Here is a 22,054-nt window from a genome sequence, read left to right as displayed (position 1 = left end):
TTGCTGCTACTTCCCTTCCTCGTCGGTGGCATCCCGGTGGCCTGCGCCGCCGGAGTGGGCGAAGCGGATCGTTGAGCCATCGTCTGCGCTACCGCGAGCATCGGCGCCAGCCCCATCGGTGCCGCCCGCCGAGTCCTCATGGGACCCAGCATTCCCGCCGGAACCCGCCGGCGAGGGATCGGTGGGAATGGCGGGCTTGGCGGCGTCGGGCGGGCCCTGCAAAACAGTGCGACGAATCAGCCAGAACCAGACCACGAACAGGGCACCGTACAACAGCGTGAAGCCCACGAGGGTGATCACGACATTCCACGCGGAATGATCCGTGACACCCATGTCCACGGTCATGCGGATCATCTCTGTGCGCGGATCGCCAATGGAATCCGGGTTGGGGTGGACAATCCATGGCTGGCGGCCCATCTCGGTGAAAATCCAGCCGGCCGAGTTGGCCAGGAACGGGAAGGGCAGCGAGGCCAAGCACCCAGCCGCGAAGATGTTCTTCCAGCGCCCCTGCGGGAGCCTGCCGTTGCGGGTGAACAGCCACACGAAAAACGCCAGCGCCAGGCTGCCCAGCATGAGGCCGATCATGGCGCGGAAAGACCAGTAGGTGACGAAGAGGTTGGGGGCGTAGTTGCCAGGGCCGTAGAGGGCCTCGGCCTTCGCCTGCAGATCAGCGACGCCCTGGAGGGTCACGCCGCTGAACTTACCCTCAGCGAGGAAAGGAAGCACCCACGGGGCCTTGATCAAGTGGATCACGGACTCGCAGTTGTTGTGCGTGCCGAGGGTGAGAATGGAGAACATGGGGTTCGTCTCGGTCTGGCACAGCGACTCGGCGGAGGCCATCTTCATGGGCTGCTGTTTGAACATGAGCTTGCCTTGGGCATCGCCGGTGATGAACAGGCCGATGGAAGACAGCGCCACGGTCCACCAGCCCACGCGCATGGCGGGGCGGTACATGGCGTGCTTGTTGTCGACGACTGTCTTGGCGGCATCGGCGGCGGTGGTAGCACCAGTGCTACCAGCGTTTCCAGCGTCACCAGTCTCTGGGAGCAATCCCTTGCGGTGCGCCCGGATCAGCCACCACCCAGAAACACCCAGCACGAACGTGCCTGCGGTCAGGAAGGAACCGGCCACGGCGTGCGGGAACGCCGCCAAGGCCGTGGGGTTGGTGAGCAGCGCCACGATGTCCACCAGCTCGGCGCGGCCAGTGTCCGGATTGTATTCTGCGCCCACGGGGTGCTGCATGAACGAGTTGGCCACGATGATGAAGTACGCCGACAGGTTCACGGCCAGCGCCACCAACCAGATCGATAGCGTGTGCAGCCACACGGGTAGCTTGCCCCAGCCGAAGATCCACATGCCGAGGAACACCGATTCCATGAAGAAGGCGATGAGACCCTCGAAGGCGAGCGGTCCGCCGAATACGTCGCCGACCATGCGGGCGTACTCGGACCAGTTCATACCGAACTGGAACTCTTGGACGATGCCGGTGGCCACGCCCATGGCGAAGTTCACGAGCAACACCGTGCCAAAGAAGCGGGTTGCCCGGTACCAGTGGGGCTTTTTCGTCACCGCCCAGAAGGTTTGCATCAGGGCCACGAGCGGGGCCAGGCCGATGGTGAGTGGAACGAAAATGAAGTGGTAGACGGTGGTGATACCGAACTGCCACCGGGAAATGTCAACGACGTTGAGATCCGGCGCTGACAGCCCTGCGGCAAGTACCGACAGGTCCATCTCTGCCTCCTTGAGTGCGACTAGGTCAATCCCGAATGGGTCAATCCCGAAGTCCTTTCGAGCAATTAGAAGACTAGTCGGCTGTGAGACGGCGAAAGTTCCCGCTGCGCTCGGAAACGTGACATAACCCATCGAGGCCCTGTGCGTCTCACAGGATCACACTGCCCCCGGTCACTCCGCCTGGCACGTCGGGCACCAGAACAGGTTGCGCCCCTCCACCACCGCCGTGGCGATCGGCGTGCCACACACCAGGCAAGGCTGGCCCGCTCGCCGATACACGTAAACCTCTCCCCCGTGATCGTCTTTCCGCGGCTCGCGCCCCATCGCCTCGGGCGTGTGTTCTGGCCGCACCGTATCAATCCGCCCGCTGGCCTCGCCCTGAGCCATGAGGTCGGTGAGGAGCTCCCAGATCTGCTCTTTGTCTTCTCTCGACGCCCCAACGCCCGCCCTATCCGGACTGATGCCGAGGAGAAACAGCACTTCAGCGCGGTAAATGTTGCCCACTCCGGCGTACAGCTTTTGGTCCATGAGCAAGCTGCCGAGGCTGCGCTTGGACCGCGCCACGCGGGCGTGCACATCGTCGAGGGTCGCCAGGTTGTCGGGGTCGGTGGGGCGCAGCGGGTCGGCGCCGAGTTTCGCCACGGCCGCGTCGCGTTCCTCTTCCGTGATGAGGCGACACCATTGTGGCCCGTGGAGGTGCGCCACGGTGGTTCCGTCGCTGATGAGCAAGCGTATCTGCCCCGTAACGGGCACGTCGGCGGGTTGCAGGCGAAAAGTACCAATGAGGCCTAAGTGGATGTGCACGATGCGTTCGGGGCCGAGAACTGCCCCGGCTCCACCAACTGTCCCGCTTGCGCCGCCGTTGCCCGGCGCGAAGTGAATGAACAGGTGCTTGCCCCACGCTTCGGCGCGTTCCAGCACGTGCCCATCGAGTTGAGCTGCCTGTTGCGCGAACGTTCCCTGTGGGCTGGATACCGACACCGGCTCGCCCGCGAAAGCGTCGTTGAGCAGGCGGGCGAGCCGGTGGATGACGTGACCTTCTGGCATAAGGTGTCGGGGCCGTTAGACCTCGATGCGCCCTTCCACGGCGGGCAGGGCAATGTCGGAGCGGTAGTGTCCGCCCGGCATCGTGATCGTCTCCATCACCCCGTAGGCGCGGGTGCGCGCTTCCTCCAAGGTCTGGCCCTTGCCGATGACGTTGAGTACGCGGCCTCCGGCGCTGACCGTCTGGTCATCCTTGCGGGCCACACCTGCGGCTCGGACACCGCGATCCTCGCTGCCCGGTTCGGCACCCGTGATGGGCTGCCCGGTGATGGGCTTCTCCGGGTATCCCTCGGCGGCCAGCACCACGGTCAGGGCGTAGCCATCCTCCCACTCCAGCGGGGGCAGCTCGCCCAACGTTCCATTGGCCACGGCGGCAAGCACACCGGCCAGGGGTGTCTTCAGCAGATCCAGCACGGCCTGCGTTTCGGGGTCACCGAAGCGGCAGTTGAACTCCACGACCGCGGGGCCGTCCTCGCCCCAGGCCAGGCCCGCGTACAGCAGCCCGGAGAACGGCACTCCATCGGCCACCATCTGCTTGGCCACGGGTTCCACAACCTCATCGACGATGCGCTGCACCCCATTCTCCGGCAGCCACGGCAACGGCGTGTATGCCCCCATGCCACCGGTGTTCGGGCCCTCATCGTTGTCGCCCACTCGCTTGTGATCTTGGGCCGGCAGCAAGGGCACCACAGTCTCGCCGTCGACGAGGCAGAACAGTGACACCTCCGGGCCGTCCAGGAAGCTCTCGAGCAGCACCGGGTTTCCGGCGGCGTGCACGTAGGCAATGTGGTCGAGTGCTTCTTGCTTGTCGGTGGTGACTACCACGCCCTTGCCGCCAGCCAGGCCGTCGTCTTTCACCACATACGTGGGACCGAACTCCGTAAGGGCGTCGACCTTAAACTTCTCAGTGCAACCGACCGGTACCTCGAGTGCACGAGCGGTGCGTACCCCGGCGCGGGCCATGACGTCTTTCGCGAAGGCTTTGGATCCCTCAATCTGCGCGGCAGCTTCGGACGGGCCGAAGACGGCGAAGCCAGCGTCGCGCAGCACGTCAGCCACGCCCGCGACCAAGGGAATCTCGGGGCCGATGACCACGAGATCAGCGTTGATGTCGCGTGCCAGCTCCAGCGGCTCGCCTTCCGGGTGCACCGTGGCTACGGCGGTCATGCCGGCGTTGCCGGGTGAAACGTGCACCTCCTCAACCTGCGGATCGAGGGACAGGGAGTAAGCCAAGGCGTGCTCGCGAGCACCGCTACCGATCACAAGAATGCGCATGGTCATACATTTTACCTGCCCCGGTGGCCCTGGCGCTCACGCAACTATCCTGTCTCTGCCCTTTCTCGTACCCGTCCCGCCCCGCCCGCGTGGTCGTTTCCCGCTACCATCGAGGACTATGGCAACCGTATTCACCAAAATCATCAACGGAGAACTGCCGGGGCGGTTCGTGTACCGCGACGATTCCGTGGCCGCGTTCCTCACCATCGAACCCGCGGCATACGGGCACACCCTCGTGGTCCCCATCGAGGAAGTCGACCGGTGGACGGACATGGATCCGCAGCTGTGGGCGCACTGCAACGAGGTGGCACAGTTGGTCGGTAAGGCTGTTATTTCTGCCTTCGACGCCCCCAGGGCCGCGTACCTCATCGCCGGTTTCGAGGTGCCTCACGCTCATATCCACGTTTTCCCGGCGAGCGATATGTCTGGCTACAACCTCCAGAACATCATGAAGATGGACGAGACGGACCCTGAGAAGATGGACGATGCCGCCGAACGCATCCGCGAACAGTTGCGGTCGGCTGGGGTGGAGTCGTCTCTTATTCCTGACGCCAACTAGGGGCGGGCGGTGAGCCAGCACGAGAACGGGCCCGAGGGGAGCGAGGCCACTGGGGCGCAGGTCGACGAGGCCGTGGGCGACGATCCCCATGGCCCCACGGCCGATGAACTGCGCGCGGATCCGGAGTTGCCGGCTGACCCGGCTGAACCCGCAGACTTCGACGACACTGCCGACATAGACGACGCAGACGACGACAGCGAGTTCGACGAATACGGCGACGAGGACGACAACGACCGCAGCTGGCTCGCCAAGCTCGGCTCGGGCGTGGCATCGACCGGTAAGTTCATCTGGGACATCCCCGGCAACCTCGGCAACGTCCGCCTCAGCCGCCCCCAGTTGCCGCAACTGCGCGGCGCTATCCCCGATCCCCCGCTCGGCGCCCGCCAGGTCAGCCACGGGTACGCCGACGATCTCTGGCAGGCCCGCCCCACTCTGGACCGCCCCTACCCCGTGGTGCTCATCCACGGCACGATCAGCAGCAAGAACGTGTGGCAGAACCTCGTGCTGCGCCTGCGCAGCGACGACTTCGTGGTCTTCTGCCCCGATTACGGCGTGCACGGCACCCAAGACATCCCCACGTCCGCCCAGGACGTCGGCGCCTACATCGAGCAGGTGCTGGCCGCCACCGGCGCAGAGCAGGTCGACATCGTGGGCCATTCCCAAGGTGGCCTGCTGGCTCGGTATTGGATCAACGAGCTTGGCGGTGAGGACTACGTCCACCACCTCGTGACCTTGGGGGCTCCGCATAAGGGCACGTCGCTGCTGGGTATGCTGGGTAACTTGCTGACCACCGACATGTCGCAGCGGATGGCGGCCGCGACGATTCGCCGGGTCTTCGGCGAAGCGGGTATGCAACAGGTCATGGGATCCGCGGTGTTGGAGACGCTGGCGGCGTCGCCAGAAACCCGCCCCCACATCCGCTACACCTGTTTCGCTACGCGCAACGACTCCACGGTTGTGCCGCTCGACAACGCCTTCCTTGACGATACGGACAACCCGCTGGTGCACAACGCTTTCCTGCAGGATCTGGGTGTGACGAAGGTGAAGCACGAGTTTTTGCCGTCGACCCCGGAGGTGCAACAGATCGTGCACGAAACACTGCTGCAGGGAATCGAGGATGATTCGTGAGGCGCTCGATCTTTTCCTACGTTCCTGACCTGGGCCATTGGGAGGAATCGCCGATCTATCGGCGCACCCCATCCGAGCCCACGCCGGTGGTTGTCGTCCACGGCACGGTCGGGGGGCGCGGAAACTTTAACCGCCTCGTCCCTTTCCTTCGCACCACATTCGACGCCCGAACCCGGCGCGTCTTCAGCGTTTCCTATGGTGACGCCGGGACGACCGCCCTGAAGGAGTCCCTGGAGGAGATCGAGGAACATCTCGTTGAACTGCACGAGGCCACGGGGTTTGATTCTTTCGACCTCGTGGCGCACTCGCAGGGCGGGCTGCAGTCACTGGCGGTGGCCTCCCGGCCGCGGGCGGGGCACTTGGTGCGGCACATCGTGGGGTTGGGGGCGGACTTCCGTGGCGTGCGCATGCCGTGGTCCGGCCGCCCGCAGGCGGAGATGTTCAACCGCGTGGTGGATCGGCTGGCGGGCCCGGCGTTTGCCCAGCAGATTGCGGGGTCCCCGGAGCTGACGGAGGTGTTGTCGCAGACGGGAACGTGCATGGTGCCCATCACGGCGATTGCCACGAAATACGACCGCATGGTGCCGCTGGAGGCGGCGTTTGCCCTGGCGGATCACAGTGATCTGACCGGCACGCCGCCACATCCGGGCCCGCTGCGGCTGGTGTTGGTGCAGGACTACTACCCGGATCTCACGGTCGCGCACAACATGCTCACGCGCAACGAGAAGGTCGCGAGGTTGGTTAAGTACGCGTTGGAGCATCCTCCGGAGCGTCACCCAGCACGTCACCTGGAGAGTCATCAGGAGCAGCGGGGAGATTGATGTGGAACACGGTTCCCTCCCCCACGGTGCTTTCCACACTGATGGTGCCACCGTGTGCTTCCACGAGCCCCTTGACGATCGATAGTCCCAGCCCCGAGCCGCCGGAGGCGCGCGAGCGGGATTCATCCGCCCGGTAGAAGCGCTCAAACAGGTGGGGAAGGTCGCTGGCGGGGATGCCCTTGCCGTTGTCGGACACATCCACGAGGACACGCTGGTTTTCGGTGCGTAGCGTGATCGTGGCTGCTGCATCGTCGCCACCGTGGCGCATGGCGTTGGTGATGAGGTTGCCGATGACCTGGTGGAGGCGGTTGACGTCTCCGATCACCACGGGGATGGCTCCCGATTCGTTCTGCACGGTGATGGACCGGCCGGGGAAACCAGCGCGGGCGGAATCGGCGGATTCCAGCACAAGCTCGAGCATGTCCACCCGTTGCTTGTCGAGCGGTCGGCCTTCGTCCATGCGGACCAGCGCGAGGAGATCTTCGACGAGAAGGCTCATGCGGCCGGCTTCCTCGCTGATCTTCTCGATGACCATGGGAGCATCGTCGGTGGCGCCGGACTGGTAGAGCTCCGCGTAGCCGCGCACAGAGGTCAACGGGGTGCGCAGCTCGTGCGAGGCGTCGCCGATGAACCGGCGCATGGAGGCCTCCGACTTGCGAGCCGCTTGCTCGGAGGCTCCCACGGCCATGAACGCGCCCTGGATCTGAGAGAGCATGCGGTTGAGCGCCTGGGAAAGCCTGCCGACCTCGGTGTTCGGGGCCCAGTTGGGGACACGCTGGCTGAGCTCGCCGCGGGCGATCTTCGAGGCGGTGATTTCCACTTCGTTTAGCGGGCGCAGGGCTCGGCGCACCAGGTACATGCTGGCCACGATGAGCGCGGCTAGGACCATGAGCCCGATAATGACCTGCAGCAACACCAACCGGGAGATGATGTGCTCTTCATCCTCGAGCGGCAGGGCAACGATGGTGACCGTGCCGTTGTCGTTGCGCACGCTGGCGGCGCGCCACGGGGTGTCATCGGCAGAACCTGGGCGCGCGGGAACCGTCACGGGACCGGTGGGGGTCTCGAGGCCGCGGACCTCCGGCTTGGACTCGTTGACCGAGTTGAAGTGCTCGTAGGCCACGGATTTGTCAACGACGAGCACGTAGAAGTCCGATGGCGGACGGGTCACGCCGGTGTCTCCGGGGTAACTGCCGAGATCGCCGAGGCCGCCGGAGCCCGACGTTCCCGGGGTGGTCGAGCCGCCGGAGTAGTGAGCCCAGCCGTTGGTGGCGGCGTTGAGCTGCTCATCCACGCGGTCGATGAGGAACCTCTGGAGGGTTCCGGTCACGATCGCGCCCGAGGCTGTCAGGCCGAGAGCCACGAGGACCGTGATCACAACGACCAGCGAGGCCCGCAGCGGGTAGTGCGACAGGAAGTGGCCGGGGTAGTTGCCCTTCGTGCCACCTGGGGGCTGCGCTGGGGCCGGGCCTGCGGGTTGTGCTTGCCCTGGCTGGCCCTGCGGATTTTGCGGGTTCTGCGAGGGCTGGCCTGACCCATCTCCCATGGGCCACGGGATCTTCGGCATCTTTGCTTTAGGCACGAGGCTTCCGGAGGACGTAGCCGACACCACGGACGGTGTGGATCAGACGTGGTTCTTGGGTATCGATCTTGCGACGCAGGTAAGACACATAGGATTCCACGACGTTTCCATCGCCACCGAAATCGTAGTTCCACACGTGGTCGAGGATCTTGGACTTGCTGAGCACAACCTCCGCGTTGACCATGAGGTAACGCAGCAGCTTGAACTCTGTGGGGGAAAGGTCGACTACTTCCCCACCCTTGGTGACTTCGTGCATATCGTCATCCAAGGTGATGTCCTCGTACGTGATGAGGCTCGATTCCTTGTCCTCATCGGGGGCGACCCGGCGCAGGATGACGCGCAGCCGGGTAATGACCTCTTCAAGGCTGAAGGGCTTGGTCACGTAATCATCGGCACCGATGGTGAGTCCGTGGATGCGGTCTTCCACACCATCTTTGGCGGTAAGGAAGAGCACGGGCGCATCGTGTCCGGCAGCGCGGAGCTTGCTCAGAAGGGTAAAGCCATCCATGGACGGCATCATGACGTCGAGAATAAACGCATCGGGCTGGTAGGAATCCGCCAGGGCGAGCGCGTCCTGTCCGTTGTCTGCGGTCTCAACGTCGAATCCCTGAAACTTTAGGCTGACTTTTAACAGGTCGGAGATGTTCGCCTCATCGTCAACGACGAGCACCTTGGTTGGCTGGGCATTCGGCATGGTCATGCTCCTTATTGTGGTACTCAGTAATGATCTATCTCTCTCTATCCACTGTACGTTTCCTGTGAAGCGAGGATGAATTTCTTGTACGCGCCAACCTCGTTTGCGCCGGTAGACGCTCGATTGCGTTGATGGGTCAATGCGAGAATTTTCTGTGCGTTCCCTTGCATTGACAGGGGTAGGTAGGCGTAAAGTCCTTATTCATGAAGTCTGACCAACCTAAGAACCTGCGCCGCCGCCTCATGGGCATCGGTGCCGCAACCGTGATGGTTGCCTCTCTCGGCACGGGAGTTGCCTCCGCACAGTCCTCCATGCCTCAGCTTCCCCAGATTCCTGGCGCGCCGACTGCTCCGCAAGCCCCGACTCAGCAGGACATCAACAAGGCTGCCAATGACGCCGTGCTGGGCGCGCGTGACAACATCCACGCGCAAACCGCTCCGCTTCCCGGCGAGATCCGCGAGCCCATCAACCAAAACGTTGATAACGCCGTGAACTTCCTGGCTCCCGGCGCACTGGCCGCCCGCGAGCAGGCTCGCGCTGCCGCTGCCGCCGCAGCCAAGAACCCTGCACCGACCGAGCGCACCACTCCCTGCCCGGCATCGGCTCACGCATGCGTGAACCTCGAGGGTCGCGACGCATGGCTGCAGACCAACGGTCAGACCACCTACGGACCGGTGAAGATCTCCTCCGGTCGCCAGGGTGAGGAGACCCCGAAGGGCAAGTTCTACGTGACCCGCAAGGTCAAGGACGAGGTGTCCCACGAGTTCAATGACGCTCCGATGCCGTACTCCGTGTACTTCACCAACCAGGGCCACGCCTTCCACCAGGGTGACGTGAACGTGGAGTCCGCCGGCTGCATCCACCTGTCGCAGAAGGATGCCGCTGCATTCTTCGATCAGCTTCAGGTCGGCGACGAGGTCTACATCTACTAGGTCTAGGTTCTGAGTCTGAGCTCTGAGTTTAGGCTCAGGCCCCAGCTCCGGCACGGGCTGCACATCTTCGCTAGCCTTAGAGCTTATGTCTGAAAACTCTGCTGATTCATCGCTCACGTTCCGTCGCGCCCAGGATTCTGACCGGGATTTCATTCACGCTATGCACCGGGAAGCCGAAACCTGGGGTGACCCGAACAAGACTCTCTCGGAATTCTTCGACGAAGACGACCAGCTCTACGTGCAGGAGTGGTCGGAAGATCAGGGAGGTGTCATCGTCGAGGATAACGGCAACCCCATCGGTGCTGCATGGCTTCGAACCTTCACGAAGGATCGCCCTGGCACCGGGTTCATTTCCGAGGAGTACCCCGAGATCGCCCTGGCCATCGCACCCGGAAACACCGGCAAGGGTCTCGGCCGCAAGCTCATGACGACAACGCTGGAGCAAGCCCGCGAAGACGGTCGCCCCGGTGTGAGCCTGTGTGTGGCGCACGGAAACAAGCGTGCTCTCCACCTCTACGAGAAGATCGGCTTTGAACACCACGGCGAATCCGCCGACCACACGGACACCTTTGCCGTGATGCTGTACACCTTCTAGCGTCCTCGAACGCCTTCGGCATCCTCGAGCGCTTCCCCGCGCATCATCCTCCGCCCAGCCACAGGCCGGGCGGAGGATTTTTTCGTGCGCACAGCACAAAACCACCTCTCTCGACTGGCTAAATACTAAAACTTGAGTACACTCATAATTGAGCGTACTCAGAAAGGAGTGCTCACATGAGGGCCATCAAGCACAGCAGCTCACCCGTTAGCTCACTGGGTCGGCGCGAGCGGAAACGCGAACTCACCCGCCAAGCGGTGTACGACGCGGCCGTCAGCCTCTTCGTGGGACACGATGCAGACGCAGTGACCACGCAACAGATCGCGGACTCCGCAGACGTCTCCATTGGCACTGTCTTCAACTACGCCGCGACGAAAAATGAGCTGTTCCTCCTGGCCTACAACTCGGTGTTTGCCGATGCCATCACGGCCGGCGAACAGCAACTGGACGGCGATCAGCCACCGGCCACAACGGTGGACGCCCTGCATGCCCTGCTTCGCCCCCTCCTCGAGCTCTGCCACGGAAGCGATCGTGCCAACCTCTTGCGGTATCACCGCGAGCTGCTGTTCAGCGACAGCAATGATCGCTACCGCCTGCAGGGCATCGAGCTTGTGAGCCAGCTCGAGCGCAGCATCGCACGGATCCTCCTGCGCGGCCTCGGCAGCACAGCGGCCTCCGTGGATGACGCCCCACAGCCCCTCGCCGACACTGTCCGATCGGCAGCTCGCGCGGTGTGGGCGGCGGTTCAGTTCTCCGTAGCTATGCCCGAGCACACCATCGATGAGAACGTTCGCTTCGCAGACGCGGATGAGGCAACCGTCATCCGCCAAATAGACATCATCGTCCGAGGACTCGAGACCACCGCGGCCTACCTCCCCGGTTCGACGAGCACGTCATAACACCAACACCTCATAAGACCCCATCAGAAGGGTGAGAACAATGACCCAAACCATTCACAACGTCACCGTCCTCGGCTCTGGAGTCCTCGGATCGCAGATTGCCTTCCAGGCAGCCTTTCACGGATTCGCCGTTACCGTCTACGACATCAACGACGACATCCTCGCAGACGCACGGAAGCGCTTCGGCGCTCTCGCCGAGGTCTACGCCACCCAGGCTCCCACTCCCGAGGGAGTCGACGGCAAGGCGGCAGCCGACCAGGCCCTAGCTGGCCTGCGCTACAGCTCTGACCTCGCCGACGCCGCCAAGGACGCCGACCTCGTCATCGAGGCCATCCCCGAGATCCTCGATCTCAAGCGGAAGGTGTTCGGCAACCTCAACGACGTGGCGCCGAGCAGCACCATCTTCGCCACCAACTCGTCCACTCTGTTGCCCTCCGATATCGCCGATGCCACCGGCCGCCCCGACCGCTTCCTCGCCCTGCACTTCGCCAACGAGGTGTGGCTCCACAACACCGCCGAGATCATGGGCACCGCGCAGACCGACCCCGAGGTGTTCGACACCATCGTGGACTTCGCCACGAAGATCGGCGCCGTTCCGATCCCCATGCACAAGGAGAAGGCCGGCTACGTCCTGAACTCGCTGCTCGTGCCCTTCCTCACCGCCGCCCTCGAGCTCGCGGCCGATGGGTACGCGGAGCCGCACGACGTGGACAAGGTCTGGAGTATCGCCACCGGTGCGCCCCTTGGCCCCTTCCGGATCTTCGACATCGTTGGCTTGCACACCCCGTACAACATCATGGCCAACGGCACTGACCTGGAGCGTCGCCTTGCGCAGTGGCTCAAGGACAACTACATCGACCAGGGCAAGCTCGGCCGCGCCAGCGGAGAAGGTTTCTACACCTACCCCCAGAACTAATCACCACCCCGAAACCTCTCACCGGAACCTCTCGTTAGGAACCTCTAGACAGGCTCGATAAGGACCAATCATGTACTACAGCAACGGAAACTACGAAGCCTTCGCACGCCCCCTCAAGCCCCAAGGCGCCGATCGCAAGCACGTATGGATCGTCGGCTCCGGCCTGGCCGGTTTGTCCGCCGCAGGCTTTCTTGTTCGCGACGCCCAAGTCCCCGCCAAGAACATCACCGTTCTGGAGGAACTTGAACTCCCCGGCGGTGCACTCGACGGAATCAAGGAACCCGAAAAGGGGTTCGTGATCCGCGGCGGCCGCGAGATGGAAAACCACTTCGAAACCCTGTGGGATCTCTTCCGCTCCGTGCCCTCCCTCGAGGAGGAAGGTGCCTCCGTGCTCGATGAGTTCTACTGGCTCAACAAGCGCGACCCCAACTTCTCACTGCAGCGCGCCACCATCAACCGCGGCGAGGATGCCCACACGGACGGCAAGTTCACCCTCTCCAAGAAAGCCCAGAAAGAATTGACCAAGGTCTTCCTGGCCACTCGTGAGGAGATGGAAGGCAAGCGCATCACCGATGTGTTCTCAGACGACTTCTTCGAATCGAACTTCTGGCTGTACTGGCGCACCATGTTCGCCTTCGAAACCTGGCACTCCGCCCTGGAGTTCAAGCTGTACCTCCACCGCTTCATCCACCACATCGGCGGACTGCCGGACTTCTCGGCGCTGAAGTTCACCAAGTACAACCAGTACGAGTCCCTCGTTCTGCCGCTCGTCACCTGGCTCAAGGATCAGGGCGTGCAGTTCCAATACGGCACCGAAGTCACCAACGTACAGTTCGACTTCGACGGCGATCAGAAGCGCGCCACCCGCATCGACTGGATCAAGGACGGCGCGGAAGGTGGCGTGGACCTCAGCGACGACGACATTGCGCTGGTCACCATCGGTTCCTTGACGGAAAACTCCGGTGAAGGCGACCAGCACACCCCCGCCCCGCTCCTCGATGGGCCTGCACCTGCGTGGGACTTGTGGCGTCGGATTGCGAAGCAACACCCCAGCTTCGGCCACCCAGACGTGTTCGGTAGCAACATCCCCGAAAGCAAGTGGGAGTCCGCCACGGTCACCACGCTAGACGACAAGATCCCGCCGTACATTCAGCGCATCGCCAAGCGCGATCCGTTCAGCGGACGAGTGGTCACCGGCGGCATCGTGACCGCACGCGACTCGAACTGGCTGCTGTCGTGGACCGTCAACCGGCAACCGCACTTCAAGAACCAACCGAAGGACCAGCTGGTCGTATGGGTCTACGCGCTCTACACCGACCGGAAGGGCAACTACACGGGCAAGACCATCGAGGAATCCACCGGCGAGGAAATCACCCAGGAATGGCTGTATCACCTGGGCGTTCCCGAGGAGGCCATCCCCGAGCTAGCGGCCAACAGCGCCAAGTGCGTACCGGTGATGATGCCCTACGTGACCTCGTTCTTCCTGCCGCGCAAGGCCGGCGACCGACCCGACGTGGTGCCGGAGGGAGCCGTGAACTTCGGCTTCATCGGCCAGTTCGCGGAGAGCTCACGCGACACGATCTTCACCACGGAATACTCCGTGCGCACCGCCATGGAAGCCGTGTACACGCTGCTCAACGTGGATCGTGGCGTACCGGAAGTGTTCGGCTCGACCTACGACATCCGCTCCCTGCTCGCTGCGGCGGCGCGGTTGAGCGACGGCGAGGGCGTGAACGTGGGCCCCGGCTTCGTGCAAAGGGCCATCGAGCGCCGCATCGCCGATAGCGAGATCAGCGAGCTCATCGAGCAGTTCAAGGTCTTCGGCGACCGCAAACCGCACCTTCCGGGGCGCGGGCGCTAGTTGCGCATCGAAAGGCCCTTGCCCGTCATGACGGGGCCGATGACTTTGCCACCCGCGAGGGTGGCATCGTTGTCTTGCTCGAAGCTCGTGATGGCCACAGCGTAGATCGTGCTGGCTGTGGGGTCGGACGGGTCGAAAGCCCATACGGCACCGCCACTGTCGCCGGAATCCAACTGACCCTCGAAGCGGATGGTGTACTGGCTGGTCAACTGCACGAACTCGCCGCAGGCCAGCCCGGTACGCCAGCCGAACAGGCACATGTAGGGGCGGTTCTGTTTCAGCCAGTCTGCGTCCTTCGATCCTCCGAGCTTCAGCGGCATCCCGGCGAGTGCCACGCTGGGTGTCGCTTGGACGTACTTGACGTAATTGGAGTAGAACTCGATGAGCGCATAGTCAGGGCCCACGCCGATGTCCGACCTACTACCCCGACCGTTCCCCTGGCCGCTGCCGTTGAATTCTTGCCAGACGATTTCGCCGACATTGACGGGATCAGCCCCGTCCTTCTGGACGTACACTTTGTCCCCGACCTGCCCGCAATGACCAGCGGTGAGGTTGAACACTCGGCCTTTCTGGCCCACCATCCAGCCGAAGGAGCACTTGCCTGCCGAGCCGTCGCGGTGTTTGACGATGTACATTGCCCCCGGCTCGATGGTGCCGCCGTATTCGAGGAAGCGGAAGTCTCGGCTGTTTTGATAGATCTTGCGCCGTTCAATTTTCTCGGCGTCGTTCTCCCCAATCTTGGCCGATCCCCCCGGATCATTCGGCAATGGTCCCCCAGAGCCCGGTGCGCTCGTCGATGGTGACGGGCGGGCAATTGACGTTCCCCCAATGGATGAGTCCGGCCCCGGAGTGGTTGATGGCTCCGGGACGTCGGTTGGTTTTCCGGACAATGTGGAGTTTCTGGATTTGTTGGCCATGACGTCTTCGTGCGAGCCCAACAGGTTCGACGCCACAACGGATCCCACGGCTATGGCCCCTATGATCGCTAACACTGTCAGCAGGCTCGCGCTCTGCTTCGGGCTCCTCGGCGTCGGTCTGCGCGGTGGGTGCGGTGGGTGCGGTGGGTGCGGTGGGTGCGGTGGGCGCGAGCCCAGCGGCGGTGGTGGTGGTGCGATCCTCGGTGGCTGTGGCGGTTGTGGTGGCTGTGCTGGCTGCGGTGGTTGTGGCGGGCGCGAATGCATGTGCTGCGGACGCTGCGGTTGCGGTGGTTGCTGTGATTGCTGCGGCTGAAATTGTCGTGATGGCTGTGATGAATATGGTGGTCTTGGCGGATGCGACTGAGGCGGATTCACGATAGATACACATACCACGGGGCACCACAGGTGCGCGGGGCAAGCGAAGGGCATTCTGCCGGCTGGCCTGTACCGCTCCATCGTCGCGGGTACCCCAAGCTCGATCCGCTACGGAATGGGCCATCCCGAATCCACGACTGTCCCCGTATCTTCGTATATTTTTACACCTTCAACGCGCGGTGCTCAGTGAGCTGGAGACGAGACTTGAACTCGCAACCTACGGTTTACAAGACCGTTGCGCTACCGATTGCGCCACTCCAGCAATGCCAAAGAATGCTCAAGGAATCTTACAGAAAAAAGTTCCGACAGCTTTCGCTTTAGCGCAGACCAGAGTAGCACCCCCGAGCCACCACACAGAAACCACGGCCACCATGCCCCACCCAGCGCGTTGCTACGCCCCACCTGCCTAGAAATCCCCGCCACCGTGGCGGTACGGTATGGGGGTGGCTACATTCATGAGGGATATCATCAAAAAGGGCTCCGACATGCTCTTTTCGGGCAATCGGGCCACCATTGACGCTATCCGCATGGCACCGCCGCCCTCCCCGCTGGCGCCGGTCAACCTCTCCGATCCCGTGCAGGTCCATGCCGTCATGGACCTCGCTGCACGCATCGGCGACCTACTGCTCGCCGCGGGCACGGGTAACTCCGATGCCAAGGCGCAGATCCGCGGCATCATGAGCGCCTACGGTCTGCGGTACACGCACGTGGACATCACGTTGAATACCATCAACGTCTACGCCCGCTTCGCCAACGACCAGCCGCCCACCAACGTGTTCCGCGTGGTGCACCAGCTCGCTACAGACTTCTCCCACATCACGGAGGTGGACCGGCTGGTGCGTTCCATCGTCGCCGGCGCCACACCCCTGGATCTCGCGCAGAAGATTCTCTTCGATATCGAGACCTCTCCCCTGCCCTACCGCAACCGGTACGCCCTGTTGTCGTGGGGCGGGTTCGCTGCAGCCGTTGCCCTGTTGCTCGGCGGTGGATGGGCCGTGGCGATCGTCGCGGGCATCACCACGATCTTCACCGTGTTTGCGAACGCCTGGCTGGCGTCGAAATCCCTTCCATTGTTCTTCCAGAACATCCTCGGCGGCTTCGCCGCGGTCATCCCCGCGGCAATCACCTTCGCCGCAGCCGATGCCCTTGATTTATACATGCCACCCAGCCTCATCATCGGTTCGTCCATCGTTGCCCTGCTGGCGGGATTGACGCTGGTCCAGGCCCTCCAGGATGGCATCACCGGCGCGCCAGTCACTTCGGCCGCGCGTTTCTACGAGACACTCGTGCAGACCGGCGGCATCATCACCGGTATCGCCGCCGGTATCCAAACCATGTCGGTCATCGGCATCACCCTGCCGCCCATTGACACCTCCCACACCTCCGGCGATCTCGGCACGGTGCCCATTCAGATCATCTCCGGCGCGGCTGCGACCGTGTTCTTCTGCGGGGCGTGCTTTTGTGAACGCCGGGCGATGGCCATTGCGGGGCTCACTGCTTTCATCGCCTCCGTGGCGTTTTTCTTCATCCAAGACGTTCTGGGAGGCTCCTACGTGGTTGCGGACGGGGCGGCGTCGATCATGATCGGACTCGCCGGCGGTCTGCTGTCTCGCCGCTATATGATCCCACCCCAAATCACGGCGGCCGCGGGCATTACTCCGTTCCTGCCCGGCCTGGCGCTGTACCGCGGCATGAGTTCGCTGCTCAATGACCAGTTCGTGGTTGGTATGTCCAATCTCGGTGTCGCTCTGACCACCGCCACCTGCCTCGCTGCTGGCGTGGTGTTGGGCGAATGGGTCGCTCGTCGTATTCGACGCCCACGTATTCTTCACCGCTACAACCAGCTACGGCGCCCCAAGGCGGGCAAGCGCCCCACGGAGCAGGAACCGCACCTCGATCAGCACGGGCGGGTCCGTCAGCCGTTGCACTGGCTGCGGCGCCAAAAGAAGGGCTCGCAGAGCCAATGGCTGCTGGACCGGCAAATGCGCGATACCGAAGATGAAGCCCGGGAGAAAGCCCAGCAGGAAGGCACCGAGGCAGACACCGATGGGCCGGATGACGTAAAGTATTAAAGGTTAGGGGCGTCGCAGTTCCACAGCGTTTGACGCAGAGTTTTACACGAGTTCTTTTCACACGATTTATAGAAAAGGGGTCTGGCACGTGCCTCCCAAGGTCACTGACAACCGTTCCGCCAACAATGAATCCCTGCATGCCGTCGAGGCCGAAACCGCCGCAGCCGCGCAGCGCATTGTGGCGACGTATTCGGAGGACTTCCTGGATGCGGCAACGCTCATGTGCATGCTCGGTGTGGAGCCGGAGGGGCTGATCCACCGGCGCGTGGTCGCTGAGCTAGAAGAAGCTGAGCAGGAGGCCACGAAGTCCACCCGCAAGACCACCAAGCGGGCGTCGAAGAAGGCTGCGAAGAAGACCACCAAGAAGGCAGCCACCAAGAGCACGGCCAAGAAGACCACGAAGAAGGCTGCCACCAAGAGCACGGCGAAAAAGACCACGAAGAAAACCACCAAGAAGGCCGAGTAGATAACCATGAGCTCCGACTTCGTTGTCGTTGCCAACCGCCTGCCCGTTGACCGCAGCACCGATCCCGACACGGGCGAATCAACCTGGACTCCCTCCCCCGGCGGGCTTGTGACCGCGCTCCGCCCGGTTCTCCAGGCCAACGATGGCGCCTGGGTCGGCTGGCCCGGATCCACCGACGAGGTCACGGCCGACGAACTGCCCTCCGCCGAGGAGACGGGGCTGACGCTACTGCCGGTCAACCTCAGCGCGGAAGACTTCGAGAAGTTCTACGAGGGCTTCTCCAACGCCACGCTGTGGCCGCTGTACCACGACCTCATCGTGCCGCCCACGTTTAATCGCGACTGGTGGGACCGCTACCAGGATGTGAACAAGCGCTTCGCCGAGGCCGCTAGCGCGGAAGCCGCCGAGGGCGCGACCGTGTGGGTGCAGGATTACCAACTGCACCTCGTGCCGGGCCAACTGCGCGCCATGCGCGACGATGTCTGCATCGGATTCTTCCTGCACATCCCCTTCCCCTCGCCGGAGCTGTTCCGGCAGATGCCGTGGCGCACCAGCGTGCTGGAGGGCACCCTCGGCGCAGACGTGATCGGCTTCCACACGCAGGATTCCGCCCGCAACTTCATGCTCACGCTCCGCGCGTTGGGCTATGAGGTGACCATCCAGGATTCCAGCGACAGCGCCACCTACCTGCGCGGGGCACGCCTGCCGGAGGAGGGCCACATCGTGGGCACCGTGGAGTTGGAGGACGGCCGGTCGGTGAAGGTCGGTGCGTTCCCCATTTCCATCGACTCCGCCCAGGTCAATGCCAAGGCTAACGACCCGGAGGTTATGGCCGTGGCCACGGACCTGCGGGCCCAGCTGGGCCACCCCAAGTTGCTCATTGCCGGTGTGGACCGGCTGGACTACACGAAGGGCATCCTGCAGCGCCTCGAGGCCTTGGAGTATCTGCTGGATAGCGGGAAGCTCAACGCCGAGGACGTGGTGATGGTGCAGGTCGCCACACCATCGCGTGAGCGGCTGGATGACTACCAGCGCACCCGCGAGATGGTGGAGCAGACGGTCTCTCGTATCAACGGCAACCACGGCAGCCTGGGCCGATCCGTGGTGCAGTATCGGCACTCCGGCCTGCCGTTTGAGCAGATCGTGGGCCTGTATGCCGCCGCGGACATCATGCTGGTCACGCCGCTGAAGGACGGCATGAACCTGGTGGCCAAGGAATACGTGGCGTGCCACTCCGATGGGTCGGGGGCCTTGGTGCTCTCCGAGTTCGCCGGTGCGGCCACGCAGTTGGTGCAGGCATACTTGTGTAACCCGCACGATGTGGAATCCATCGCCGCCGCTGTGATGCGGGCTGTGGAGGATGACCCGGCCAAGCGTAAGGAGCGGATGGAGCAGATGTGGGAACACACCCGCGACAACGACGTTGATCGTTGGGCGGCGACGTTCTTGGAACAGCTTCGATCAATCGACCCCGAAAGGTGAGATCCGACCGGATGGCTAACGTTTCTTCTTCCCCGGCAGACAAGGCAGGGCGCACCCGCTCTCGCACGGTTACTACCGCAGCCGCGGCTGTGGCTGTGGCAACGCTTGGCGTCGGCGCAATGACCGCCTGCAGCTCCTCGGACAAGTCCCCGCTAGGTGATACCCAGTGGCAGGTCAGCCACATCTACGATGAGGTTTCCGCGGGTGGCCTGCTGCCACCCCCAAGCCAGGCGCGGACCTACCTGGTCTTCGGCGAGGACCACTTCACCGGCGAGAGCGGCTGCGTGCGCCTGTTCGGCAAGTTGTCATGGACTGGTGACTACCAGAACCTCAAGATTGACGAATTCAACACCGACTCCAGCGACGACAGTACTCCCCACAAGCAGTGCCAGCCCGGTGATGAGGAAACCGCCGTTCGCCTGCGTAATGTGCTCGCCCACCAGGATCTCAAGGTCACCCGCCCACAGGACAACGCGCTGAAGCTCATGCAGATCCACAAGGACGACCAGCAGTGGCAGAACGATTACGGCGTGGCTTTCATTAGCGGCCCCGCCAACACAGACTCGGGCGACTCCGGCAAGGACAAGTGATCCGAACCCATGAGCGCGCCAGACCCCGCTTCCCCTTCTTCCTTCGATTCCTCTGCTCCCGCCGGTTCTGCCGCCCCGCGCCCGCTGACTGATCAAGACATCGTTTCCCTGGCTGCCGCCCCTGACCTGCTCGTGGCCATGGATTTCGACGGCACACTGGCCCACTTTTCCGACGATCCTTACGGGGTTCGCGCCATCGATGGTGCCATCGACGCCCTCACCGAGCTCGCCGCAGCGCCGCACACCACGGCCATGGTGATTTCCGGGCGCAATATGGACCAGCTCACCCGCGCCACTGAGTTGCCCGCTGATGGCCCCGTTCTGCTCGTGGGTAGCCACGGCGCCGAGCCCTCCCCCGCCGCGGCAGGTTCGGGAGCGTCTGCGCTCGAGCTCACTGATGAGCAGTCACAGCTGCTTCACGACCTCGGCGAGCGTGCCGAATCCATCGCCAGTGGCCTTCCCGGCGCATGGGTGGAGTACAAGCCCGTTGCCGTGGGGCTACACACTCGCACGGTCAAGGACTCCGACGCCGCCACGGCCGCAGCCGCCGAACTACGGTCTTTTGCGGCTGGCCATGCGTCGAGTCACATCACGGAGGGCAAGAACATCCTCGAGATCGCGGTCGTTTCCACCACGAAGGGTGAGTTCATCCAGGGCTATCGGGAGCGGGTGAACCCCAACGATCTCACCGTGGTGTTCGCCGGCGATGACACCACGGACGAAACGGTGTTGAGCACCCTGGATTACAGTCGCGACCTGGGCATCCGCGTGGGCGGCGGTGCCACGAGCGCGAACCGGAGCCTCAAGGCTCCGGAGGACGTGCGCGACTTCCTCCAGGCGCTCGCGAAGGCCCGCCGTCAGCGCTAAGCAGCTGCAGCCCCAGCCGCAGCCACAGCCGCTATATCCGCGGCGCCCCCACCGACGTGCCCTCGATCAGCTCAGTCGGCAACTCCACCCGCTGCGGCGCCTGCGGCTTCTTCGCGTCCTGGCTCTTGATGAGCTGCGCCAGCATCTCCCCCGCTTCCAGACCTTTCGCCCGGCTGGGCTGACTCACAGTGGTCACGCCCTGGTCCACGGCCTGCGGAATCCCGTCGAACCCGGTCACGCTGAGGTCCCCTGGAATCGTCAGCCCGGCGTCCTCCGCGTAGGCGAGCACCCCGAGTGCCTGCGAGTCCGTCGTGCACACCACGGCGGTGAGCTCGGGGTGGGCCGTGAGAAGTTCCTCGGCCGCCGAGTACGCGGTGGCTTCGTTGTTGATGTGCCGTTCCACGATCGGCACGGTGTCGGCGCTGGCCGGCTCGCCGGTTGGATCGATGGTGCTTAGCACGTCGAGCACCCCCTGCACGCGGGAGCGCTGGACGTGCATCTGCGCGTTGGCGAGCCGCTCGGCCGTCACCGGCCCGTTGTTGGGGTGCCGATCCAGGCGAATGCAGAGGATGCCGATGTTGCGGTGCCCGGCGTCCACGAGCGTCCGCACGGCGGGTTGGATCGCGTGCCGGTCGTCGATGCCCACGAAGTTGCCGCCGGGCACCTCGGCGGGCTGGTCGCAGATGACGGTCGGCAGTCCGCGGTGCTGTACCGCGTCGAGGAACGGGTCATCGGCCGCCACGGAGTACACGATGAACCCGTCTACTGCCGCCTGGCCGATCAGTTGCGCCGCTCGTGCTGCCGTGTCCGCTGGTTCTGGTTTGTCGTTTGATTCGACGCCAGCAGGAATCAGCAGCATCGATGCGTCCATGGTGCTACAGGCCACGGAGATGCCGGAGACGAACTCCAACGACGCCTGGTCCTCGAACGCGTACGTCATGTCCTCGGTGAGCAGCACCCCGATGGCGCCCGCGTGGCGGGTGCGCAGGGACCGGGCCGTGGGGTCGGGGCCCGGGTAGCCCAGCCGGTTGGCCGTTTGCAGGATTTTCTCCCGGAGCTTGGGCGAGAGCTGATCGGGCCTGTTGTAGGCGTTGGAGACGGTGGTGCGGGAGACCCCGAGTTCTGCTGCGATGGAGGCTAGTGTGCCGCGGCGCGCCGGGGGGAAATTCATGGGAATAAGTGTATTCCATGGCTGCGTTGTTGAGGTGGCACGGCTGGCGGTTTCGCTAGCCCCGTCGCCCTCAGCCA

21 protein-coding genes and 1 tRNA gene are annotated in these 22,054 nt (G+C 63.7%); 14 read left to right on the top strand and 8 right to left on the bottom strand.

Going from position 1 to position 22,054, the window contains the following annotated elements; all coding sequences use genetic code 11:
- Positions 1 to 6: 6 nt before the first annotated feature.
- The 3 genes from LA343_RS04090 to purD all read right to left on the bottom strand — a co-directional run bounded on the left by LA343_RS04090 (position 7) and on the right by purD (position 4,050).
- Positions 7 to 1,731 carry a cytochrome ubiquinol oxidase subunit I gene (locus LA343_RS04090; RefSeq protein ID WP_025402091.1) on the bottom strand — a complete coding sequence of 575 codons (1,725 nt, stop codon included), beginning with the start codon at positions 1,729 to 1,731 and terminating at the stop codon, positions 7 to 9.
- 171 nt (positions 1,732 to 1,902) lie between these two features.
- Positions 1,903 to 2,778, bottom strand: coding sequence for an Fpg/Nei family DNA glycosylase (locus LA343_RS04085; protein WP_025402090.1), 876 nt, complete (start codon positions 2,776 to 2,778; stop codon positions 1,903 to 1,905).
- 15 nt (positions 2,779 to 2,793) lie between these two features.
- Positions 2,794 to 4,050 carry a phosphoribosylamine--glycine ligase gene (gene purD / locus LA343_RS04080; RefSeq protein ID WP_025402089.1) on the bottom strand — a complete coding sequence of 419 codons (1,257 nt, stop codon included), beginning with the start codon at positions 4,048 to 4,050 and terminating at the stop codon, positions 2,794 to 2,796.
- Between the two features lie 118 nt (positions 4,051 to 4,168).
- On the opposite strand from purD, the gene LA343_RS04075 reads away from it, so the two are divergent.
- The 3 genes from LA343_RS04075 to LA343_RS04065 are packed head-to-tail and all read left to right on the top strand — an operon-like array spanning position 4,169 to position 6,558.
- Positions 4,169 to 4,609 (top strand): HIT family protein, encoded by a 441-nt coding sequence (locus tag LA343_RS04075; protein ID WP_025402088.1) that lies wholly within the window; start codon positions 4,169 to 4,171, stop codon positions 4,607 to 4,609.
- A gap of 9 nt (positions 4,610 to 4,618) precedes the next feature.
- Positions 4,619 to 5,737: an esterase/lipase family protein gene (locus tag LA343_RS04070; RefSeq protein WP_025402087.1), complete on the top strand. Its 1,119-nt coding sequence runs from the start codon at positions 4,619 to 4,621 to the stop codon at positions 5,735 to 5,737.
- Positions 5,734 to 6,558, top strand: coding sequence for an esterase/lipase family protein (locus tag LA343_RS04065; RefSeq protein WP_025402086.1), 825 nt, complete (start codon positions 5,734 to 5,736; stop codon positions 6,556 to 6,558). The genes LA343_RS04070 and LA343_RS04065 overlap by 4 nt, the downstream gene beginning before the upstream one ends.
- Here LA343_RS04065 and LA343_RS04060 read toward each other — a convergent pair.
- Both LA343_RS04060 and LA343_RS04055 read right to left on the bottom strand, forming a co-directional pair.
- Positions 6,479 to 8,104: a sensor histidine kinase gene (locus LA343_RS04060; protein WP_081737400.1), complete on the bottom strand. Its 1,626-nt coding sequence runs from the start codon at positions 8,102 to 8,104 to the stop codon at positions 6,479 to 6,481. The two genes, LA343_RS04065 and LA343_RS04060, sit on opposite strands and share 80 nt — an antisense overlap.
- A gap of 28 nt (positions 8,105 to 8,132) precedes the next feature.
- The gene (locus tag LA343_RS04055; protein ID WP_025402084.1) at positions 8,133 to 8,840 is read right to left on the bottom strand and encodes a response regulator transcription factor; all 708 of its coding nucleotides are present in this window, start codon (positions 8,838 to 8,840) and stop codon (positions 8,133 to 8,135) included.
- A 197-nt stretch (positions 8,841 to 9,037) separates the two neighbouring features.
- Between LA343_RS04055 and LA343_RS04050 the strand changes: the two genes are divergently transcribed.
- From LA343_RS04050 to LA343_RS04030, 5 genes are all read left to right on the top strand, one after another.
- Positions 9,038 to 9,766, top strand: coding sequence for a L,D-transpeptidase (locus LA343_RS04050; RefSeq protein ID WP_025402083.1), 729 nt, complete (start codon positions 9,038 to 9,040; stop codon positions 9,764 to 9,766).
- Between the two features lie 85 nt (positions 9,767 to 9,851).
- Positions 9,852 to 10,361 (top strand): GNAT family N-acetyltransferase, encoded by a 510-nt coding sequence (locus tag LA343_RS04045; RefSeq protein ID WP_025402082.1) that lies wholly within the window; start codon positions 9,852 to 9,854, stop codon positions 10,359 to 10,361.
- 176 nt (positions 10,362 to 10,537) lie between these two features.
- Positions 10,538 to 11,260, top strand: a complete 723-nt coding sequence (locus LA343_RS04040) for a TetR/AcrR family transcriptional regulator (RefSeq protein WP_025402081.1) — start codon at positions 10,538 to 10,540, stop codon at positions 11,258 to 11,260.
- A 40-nt stretch (positions 11,261 to 11,300) separates the two neighbouring features.
- Positions 11,301 to 12,176 (top strand): 3-hydroxyacyl-CoA dehydrogenase, encoded by an 876-nt coding sequence (locus LA343_RS04035; RefSeq protein ID WP_025402080.1) that lies wholly within the window; start codon positions 11,301 to 11,303, stop codon positions 12,174 to 12,176.
- A gap of 70 nt (positions 12,177 to 12,246) precedes the next feature.
- Complete coding sequence (locus LA343_RS04030) at positions 12,247 to 14,037, top strand: oleate hydratase (RefSeq protein ID WP_025402079.1); 1,791 nt, start codon at positions 12,247 to 12,249, stop codon at positions 14,035 to 14,037.
- Here LA343_RS04030 and LA343_RS04025 read toward each other — a convergent pair.
- The gene (locus LA343_RS04025; RefSeq protein WP_144084475.1) at positions 14,034 to 15,002 is read right to left on the bottom strand and encodes a chymotrypsin family serine protease; all 969 of its coding nucleotides are present in this window, start codon (positions 15,000 to 15,002) and stop codon (positions 14,034 to 14,036) included. The genes LA343_RS04030 and LA343_RS04025 overlap by 4 nt on opposite strands.
- A 113-nt stretch (positions 15,003 to 15,115) precedes the next feature.
- Here LA343_RS04025 and LA343_RS04020 point away from each other — a divergent pair, with 113 nt between their 5' ends.
- Complete coding sequence (locus LA343_RS04020; RefSeq protein WP_182840976.1) at positions 15,116 to 15,334, top strand: hypothetical protein; 219 nt, start codon at positions 15,116 to 15,118, stop codon at positions 15,332 to 15,334.
- Between the two features lie 184 nt (positions 15,335 to 15,518).
- Here LA343_RS04020 and LA343_RS04015 read toward each other — a convergent pair.
- A tRNA-Thr gene (locus LA343_RS04015) sits at positions 15,519 to 15,591 on the bottom strand.
- Positions 15,592 to 15,784: 193 nt separating this feature from the next.
- Between LA343_RS04015 and thrE the strand changes: the two genes are divergently transcribed.
- From thrE to otsB, 5 genes are all read left to right on the top strand, one after another.
- Positions 15,785 to 17,401, top strand: a complete 1,617-nt coding sequence (gene thrE, locus LA343_RS04010; protein WP_025402076.1) for a threonine/serine exporter ThrE — start codon at positions 15,785 to 15,787, stop codon at positions 17,399 to 17,401.
- 88 nt (positions 17,402 to 17,489) lie between these two features.
- Complete coding sequence (locus LA343_RS04005; RefSeq protein ID WP_025402075.1) at positions 17,490 to 17,867, top strand: hypothetical protein; 378 nt, start codon at positions 17,490 to 17,492, stop codon at positions 17,865 to 17,867.
- A 6-nt stretch (positions 17,868 to 17,873) separates the two neighbouring features.
- Entirely contained in the window at positions 17,874 to 19,349 is a 1,476-nt protein-coding gene (locus LA343_RS04000; protein WP_025402074.1) for an alpha,alpha-trehalose-phosphate synthase (UDP-forming), read from the top strand.
- 11 nt (positions 19,350 to 19,360) lie between these two features.
- Entirely contained in the window at positions 19,361 to 19,939 is a 579-nt protein-coding gene (locus LA343_RS03995) for an META domain-containing protein (protein WP_025402073.1), read from the top strand.
- A gap of 9 nt (positions 19,940 to 19,948) precedes the next feature.
- The gene (gene otsB / locus LA343_RS03990; RefSeq protein ID WP_025402072.1) at positions 19,949 to 20,806 is read left to right on the top strand and encodes a trehalose-phosphatase; all 858 of its coding nucleotides are present in this window, start codon (positions 19,949 to 19,951) and stop codon (positions 20,804 to 20,806) included.
- Between the two features lie 31 nt (positions 20,807 to 20,837).
- On the opposite strand, the gene LA343_RS03985 is transcribed toward otsB, so the two are convergent.
- Entirely contained in the window at positions 20,838 to 21,977 is a 1,140-nt protein-coding gene (locus tag LA343_RS03985) for a LacI family DNA-binding transcriptional regulator (protein ID WP_025402071.1), read from the bottom strand.
- Positions 21,978 to 22,054: the final 77 nt, after the last annotated feature.

The sequence above is a fragment of the Corynebacterium falsenii genome (genome assembly GCF_020099275.1).
GTDB classification, from domain to species: domain Bacteria; phylum Actinomycetota; class Actinomycetes; order Mycobacteriales; family Mycobacteriaceae; genus Corynebacterium; species Corynebacterium falsenii.
The sequence above is the reverse complement of the archived record's forward strand: the minus strand, read 5'-3'. Positions and strand labels throughout refer to the sequence as shown.